Raw genomic sequence first — 6,834 nt, 5'->3', positions numbered from 1 at the left:
GTGTTCATGGTGTGTGTCCTTTGCGGAGGATTGGGGGCGGGTCAGCGGTTGGTGTACCGGCCAGCGTCTGCCTTTCCCCGTTGTTTTTTGCCTGCTGGCACGAAGTGCTCATGCGCCGGACGCAGCGGTGTCCACCCGCAGGGCACGGGCGGGGGAAGTTTGCCGCGCGGAATAAGCGAGCGAAGCGAAGCGCGTGCGGCAAAGTTGCCCCGTTCCTGGCCCCGACGCAGGAGGGGCTGGACACCGCGGAGCCGGCGCGTATGATCCGCAGGGCAGCAGCAAAAAACGAAGGACCGGCGGCGACGAAGGAGCCGCCGGCAACAGCCCGAGCGAAGCGAGGACCGCTCCCCCACAGCCCGGACCTCCACGCCCGCCCCGAGCACAGATACACGGATTCACGGAAACACAGAAAACTAGATTTCCGTGTTTCTGTATTTCTGTTTCGGGGCTGGAACTGCATGACTGGGTGCCTGCCATGGCCGCACCCGCGCCAGCGTGGACGGCGGCGGCCGGAGAAGCGAAGCGGAGGAGGCCACCGCCCCGCCACCCGATAAACGGGGAGGGCAGGTTGCCCTGCCCTCCCCATTTTCTCTACTGTTCCGGGGTTTCGGTGGTGATGATCTGCTCGACCTCGCTGAGGGTGTAGCCCCATTCGGCCAGCTGGTTCAGGTAGTAGCGGGCGGACGGTCGCGGGTCGCGCCATGAGGCGCGGGTGAGGCTTTTCTCGTAGCCAGCGAGCACTGCGGCCAGGATGGTCATGTCGTGGCGCCCGGTGGGCTTGGCGGTGATTTTCGCCAGTTCCCCGTAGTTGGGTGCGGCTCCGAGCAGGTCGGCTGTGAAGGTGCTGTGCTTGGCGATACCGTCGGCGACGGTGTAGGCGTTGTTGCCGATGCTGTGGGCGATAAACCGCAGGGCATTCTTCGGGGCGGTTTTGCGGGCCAGCAGGGTCTTGAGCCAGTCGCGGCGAACAGCCTCAGCCGAGTCCCAGGCCTTGTTGTTTTCGATGACGCGGCGGCGTTCGGCCTTTTCTTCCTCGTTCATGCCGCCGGCTCCGGGCTTGCCGTTGCGCCGGTAGCCGCGTGCTTTCCAGTCCATCACGACGTAGGTGACGTTGACCTTGCCGTTCCAGCCGGTGCTGACGACTGCGCCGTCCGCGTCGGCCTCGGTGACCGGCTCGCCCTCGGCGGTGGTCAGGTCGCGGATGATGCATTCGGGGCCTTTGTAGTCGTAGTACCCGATCCGCGCATCCGCCAGTTTCAGGCCCTTGGCCATGATCTCGGCTTCGGCCTCGGCCTGCGCCTGGGCGCGGGCCAGATCGTCGCGCATCCGCTGGGCGGTGTGCGCAAAGTTGCCGGGGGTCTCGGCGGCGGTCTTTTCCAGTTTCTCGACCAGTTGGGGGTGGGCGCTGAATTCCTCGATCACGGCGGCCTGTTCAAGGGTCAGGCCATTGGCCAGTGCGGCGGTTGCGGTGTCGTTGGCGCGGACCTTCAGGGCCGCGTCCACGGTCGCCTTTGTGGCTCCGGTCTTCTTGGCGATGGCGGCGGCGCTGGTGCCCAGCAGGCTCAGCTGGTGGAAGGCTTCGGTGCGGTCGGCGTCGGTCAGCGCGCGGCGGTGGTCGTTCTCGACCACTTGCTTGGCCAGCCGGTCGGCCTCGCCGAGGCTCTCGGTGACGTAGACCGGGATGGTGTCCAGTCCGGCCTCGACGGCGGCCAGGGTGCGGCGCTGGCCGTACAGCACATGCAGGGTGCCGTCGTCCTTGCGGTGGGCGACGACGGGCACGAGTACGCCGTGTTCCTTGATGGAGGCGCAGAAGTCCGTGGTCAGCCCGGCGGCGGTGCGGACGTTGGTGTCCACTGTCAGCTCCGAGGGGCTGACTTGTTCGAGTGCGGATGTGTTCATGGTGTGTGTCCTTTGCGGAGGATTGGGGGCGGGTCAGCGGTTGGTGTACCGGCCAGCGTCTGCCTTTCCCCGTTGTTTTTTGCCTGCTGGCACGAAGTGCTCATGCGCCGGACGCAGCGGTGTCCACCCGCAGGGCACGGGCGGGGGAAGTTTGCCGCGCGGAATAAGCGAGCGAAGCGAAGCGCGTGCGGCAAAGTTGCCCCGTTCCTGGCCCCGACGCAGGAGGGGCTGGACACCGCGGAGCCGGCGCGTATGATCCGCAGGGCAGCAGCAAAAAACGAAGGACCGGCGGCGACGAAGGAGCCGCCGGCAACAGCCCGAGCGAAGCGAGGACCGCTCCCCCACAGCCCGGACCTCCACGCCCGCCCCGAGCACAGATACACGGATTCACGGAAACACAGAAAACTAGATTTCCGTGTTTCTGTATTTCTGTTTCGGGGCTGGAACTGCATGACTGGGTGCCTGCCATGGCCGCACCCGCGCCAGCGTGGACGGCGGCGGCCGGAGAAGCGAAGCGGAGGAGGCCACCGCCCCGCCACCCGATAGGCAGAAGGACCCCCGCTTCCGCGTGCAACGGGGGTCCTGAGCCGGTCCTAGTGGCTGTAGGGCTTCCGGTAGATATCCTCCAGCTCGGCTGCTGTCTCGGGCAGTTCCTTTGGTCCGTCCGACTGTCCGTTCTTCCAATGGAAGAACACTTCCTCAGTGATTCCCTGCCAGTGTGCTTCCTGGGTCCGGTAGTAGCGGGTTGAGGTGTCGCCCTCGACGTACACGCCCAATCCGAACAGTTCGCCCGTCTCGTCCCGGGTGCGGGTCACAGCAAGGATGATGTAGGGCCAGCTTCCGGCGTCCCAACCATCGACTCCCCAGTGCGGCAGGATGGACCAGCTGCTGTTGTCGTCGACGTGATCCATCCAGTCGTAGCCGTCCCCGGTCCGGTCGTCCTCGGGCAGTGCCGAGGCCGTGACGGTTTCCAGGGTGTCGGCGGTAACGAACTGCTCGGCGGTGGCTTTGGTGTTCATGGTGTGTGTCCTTTGCGGAGGATTGGGGGCGGGTCAGCGGTTGGTGTACCGGCCAGCGTCTGCCTTTCCCCGTTGTTTTTTGCCTGCTGGCACGAAGTGCTCATGCGCCGGACGCAGCGGTGTCCACCCGCAGGGCACGGGCGGGGGAAGTTTGCCGCGCGGAATAAGCGAGCGAAGCGAAGCGCGTGCGGCAAAGTTGCCCCGTTCCTGGCCCCGACGCAGGAGGGGCTGGACACCGCGGAGCCGGCGCGTATGATCCGCAGGGCAGCAGCAAAAAACGAAGGACCGGCGGCGACGAAGGAGCCGCCGGCAACAGCCCGAGCGAAGCGAGGACCGCTCCCCCACAGCCCGGACCTCCACGCCCGCCCCGAGCACAGATACACGGATTCACAGAAACACAGAAGGGTTTGGTTCGCCGCCAGGCCGGGCAGTTAGGCGAGGTCGCCGGGTTCGGTGATTCGGGTGAAATCAACGGGGTCCGAGGCCTGGCCCGGGAGGCGTGCTGGTTCGCGGGTGTTCTTCGGCCGGGATTCTACAGACCCTTTGGTCGCTGCAGTCCACAGCGGCGGCATGGCGCGGGCAGCATGGTGGGCAGCTGGATGGCCCTACGTTCCCGTGCTTGGAAGGATGCCTGCGATTAAGGCTCGGCAGGCATCCTTCTCTAAGCATGGGAAGGACTGTTTATTGGGTTGCGAAATCTGCATGATCCCAAAGCTCGACTTCAGCGCCCTTCAGGTTCACGGAAACACAGATTTACAGAAACACGGAAATCTTGTATTCCGTGAGTTCCTACTCGGGAAGGGTGTCGATGTAATCGCGGAGTAGCTGGTTCATGGAAACGCCTTCGTTCATTGCCCGGATCTTCAATTTCCGGTGCTGCGTGACCGTGAGGTCCAGTGTCAGCCGCTTGGGGTATTCCTCTGCGGGTTTCTTGAAGGATGCAGCCACGGAAGAGTCTCCCGCGGCCGACTGAATCGGCTTGGCCGGTTTCATCCTGTCGGACAGCGATTTCTTCTCAGCCATTGTGGGCCTCCAGGAGATCAGCAGCGACGCTCTCGTAGCCGTGAAATGTCATGGGAACGGTGCCGTAGGAAGTTTTGATCTCTTCACGCAGGGGGATGTGGGTGTCGACTACAGCCACTCCGGCCCCTTCGAACGTTTCGATTGCAGCCGCGAGACTGCGGGTGTTTGGCCTGGCTTTGATAAGGAGCACAGCTGCCGGTTTCCCTTTTTGGGTTGCGGCGTCAATCGAAGGCCATACCCGTTGAATATCGAGTGCGGAGGCGTCGGTTGGGATGAGCACCATATCAGCGGCGTCAATGGCTGCGTCGATAATTCGGGCGTCACCCGGGGGAGTGTCGATAAGAACGAAGTCGTACCCCTTGGCCGCGCGGCTCATGGTCCTTTGGTTGACTACTTTGACGTCAAAGGGGAGCGTGCCTCCATCCTCCTCAACCAGTGCGGTCCAGTCTGATGCCGAACCTTGGGGGTCGGCGTCCAGTAGGACAGTAGTGCCTTGTTGAGCGTAGACCGAGGCGAGATAGAGGGAACTTGTGGTTTTTCCCACCCCGCCCTTCAGGTTTGTCAGCGCAAGAATCATGCCGCCACGCTAACACAGAAACACAGAAATACAGAGAGACAGAAAAGCGTGTTTACAGAATTACGGAAGCCGCGGCCATTGCCAGCCCTGCTCGGAGCTTCAGCATCTAACGGGTCCGAACCGGCGCTGCGGTCTTGTCTTGCTTCTACGATGCCTGTGCGTAGAGCAGTCCGGCCATGGTCTGGTCATTATCCGGGGGTCCCTCATATTGCCAGAAGGGATAGTCATCGCTGGAGCCGGCCAGGACGGGCTCCTGGGTGAGCGGGCGCTTGGCCAGCCATTGGTGCCAGAGGGCACGTTCGGTGCGGTAGCGGTTCAGCTGTAAGGCCACTTCTTCCAGTACTCCGAAGCGGTCGGCCAGGGCCCGGAGGCTGGTGGTGGTGATGCGCCAGCGGCCGTCGGTGCGGCTAATGAGGTTCCAGGCTGCGAGAATTTCCAGGGCCTGGCTGACGGCTCTGGGGGAGAGGCCGCTGGTTCGGGCGATTTCGGTGCTGGTGAGCTGTTTGTCGGCCTGTTCGAGGGTTTCGTAGACGAAGGCTGCTGTGATGCCCAGTTCACGGAAGACGGGGCGCAGGGCGTGGATTTTACCGGGTCGCCATGCTTTAGCTTCTGCCCGGTCCCGGTACTGGGCCGGGATGGTCAGCTCATACAGATCCGCCCTCACCCCGCGGCCTTCACCGGCCAGCCGGATCATCCCGGATCCGTCAGCAGCGAGGTCCCGCAGCTGGCGGGCCACGGTGGTCTCGTGGGTGCCGGTGGCCAAAGCCAGGGACCGGACTCCGAACTCGATGAACCGGCTGCCGGCCTTGTTGGCGGCTTCGCCCATGGCCCGCAGCAGCATCCGGGTGCCCAGCCCGGCCCGCGAGCCGAGCAGGGATTCTTCAAAGATCATTAACGCGTTCTGCCAGGAGCGCAGGTACTGGTATTCGTTCGGCGAGCCGGGCGAATGAAGCAGGGTTACCACAGGGGGGTGTGTAGGTGGCGGGCTTGTGTAGCTTTTGTGCCCATTGTCATTCCCCGCGGTTGGGGTGGACGGTTTTTGGCGCAGGTTCTGGATGTAGGTGAGGGCTTTGGTCCAGTCCCGGCGCAGGGCCTTGGCCTTATGTACCGGGGCGTAGCGGGCGTAGAAGGCGACCATCCCGGTCCAGATGTTCTGGTGCATCCGCTGCTGCACGTCGGTCAGGGACCAGCCGGCTGCCGCGGCCGAGGCCAGCACGCTCTGGCGTGCCTCCGAGGGGGAGCGGTAGCGGGCGGTGTCGTAGATGCCGCTGCGGGCGATCTGTTCCTTGGCCGCCGGAAGCGTACGCTTCCCGCCAACCTGGGGGATGAAGTCTTCGCCGGGTTCAAGCCACTCAGATGCGCCTGCGGCCGGTTCCGTGGGGCGCTGCCGCACCGCGGCCAGTTCGTCCTTCAGGTCTTCGCGCAGCCTCGACCAGCCGGTCCAGTTGTTCCGCTGCCGCCGGGCGATGTCATAGGCGGTGGTCAGGCTCATGGTCAGCCGCTGGTAGCCGCCCTTCTTCCAGACACTGCCCGGCACCCGGATGGCCCCGGTGCCGGCGTTCTCATGCGGGCCCGCATCCAGGCTGGGGTAGCGGCGGGCCAAAGCCTGCACGAACTCCTTGGCATCGGTAAAGACCACCCCGAAATTCAGCGGGATGTACAGGTGGCGTCCGCCGCCGGGGGACTGGTCCTCGATCCAGCGCACCTCATGGGCGGTGAACCAGGCTCGCAGCCGGCGGTAATCGGTCTCGACCTGGTCCTGGCCGCCGCGGCCGGCATCCAGATCAAGACACAGAGTGCGCACCAATCCGTCCCTGCCGCAGGTGCGCACTGCGGCAGGCAGGGTGGGAAGCTGATCGGTCAGGTCGCGTTCGCCGCTGTCCCGGTAGCTCTTGCCGCCATCCCGGGACTGCCGCACCCGCGGCTGCGAGGCAATCAACCGCGCCAGAGCGCGCCATTCCGTCTCGGCTGCCTCACGGTCAGCAAAAACGGAATCGCTGAACGCAGCGCCCGACACGCCGCCGACAGGCAGCGCATCCCTTCCCGAAAAAGGGTGTGCATGTATGATGGGACCAACTCCATATGGAACAGGGCATGCAAAAGCCCGATCTGTATGTCGCTCAGTACCGAGGAATCTTGCCGGAAACGTTCGGTAGTGAGTAAGAAACTTTGAGAAGGCCCGTTCGCAAGGACGGGCCTTTTTCTATGCGGTGCGCTTGATAAGCAAGGCCTCCTGTGATGCTGACGGGGGAGCAAGGTCCGGCTTGCCTACTGCGTGTGCGAGCAGTGCTGCAATGTACTCACCGTAGGGGATTC

5 protein-coding genes are annotated in these 6,834 nt (G+C 64.2%); all 5 read right to left on the bottom strand.

Annotated features, from left to right (window positions below; genetic code table 11):
* Positions 1–591 precede the first annotated feature (591 nt).
* Positions 592–1,899 carry a ParB/RepB/Spo0J family partition protein gene (locus tag AC5RWU_RS11805; RefSeq protein ID WP_494037005.1) on the bottom strand — a complete coding sequence of 436 codons (1,308 nt, stop codon included), beginning with the start codon at positions 1,897–1,899 and terminating at the stop codon, positions 592–594.
* 593 nt (positions 1,900–2,492) lie between these two features.
* Positions 2,493–2,918 (bottom strand): hypothetical protein, encoded by a 426-nt coding sequence (locus tag AC5RWU_RS11800; protein WP_494037004.1) that lies wholly within the window; start codon positions 2,916–2,918, stop codon positions 2,493–2,495.
* Positions 2,919–3,707: 789 nt separating this feature from the next.
* Positions 3,708–3,941 carry a toxin-antitoxin system HicB family antitoxin gene (locus tag AC5RWU_RS11795; protein ID WP_494032840.1) on the bottom strand — a complete coding sequence of 78 codons (234 nt, stop codon included), beginning with the start codon at positions 3,939–3,941 and terminating at the stop codon, positions 3,708–3,710.
* Positions 3,934–4,518: an AAA family ATPase gene (locus AC5RWU_RS11790; protein WP_494032841.1), complete on the bottom strand. Its 585-nt coding sequence runs from the start codon at positions 4,516–4,518 to the stop codon at positions 3,934–3,936. The genes AC5RWU_RS11795 and AC5RWU_RS11790 overlap by 8 nt, the downstream gene beginning before the upstream one ends.
* A 145-nt stretch (positions 4,519–4,663) precedes the next feature.
* A complete protein-coding gene (locus AC5RWU_RS11785) occupies positions 4,664–6,535 on the bottom strand; it encodes a MarR family transcriptional regulator (RefSeq protein ID WP_494032842.1) in 1,872 nt (623 codons plus the stop codon).
* Between the last annotated feature and the right edge of the window lie 299 nt (positions 6,536–6,834).

The organism is Arthrobacter sp. B0427-1-12, from assembly GCF_059092905.1.
Note: the sequence above shows the minus strand (reverse complement) of the source record. Positions and strands in the feature narration are given on the sequence as shown.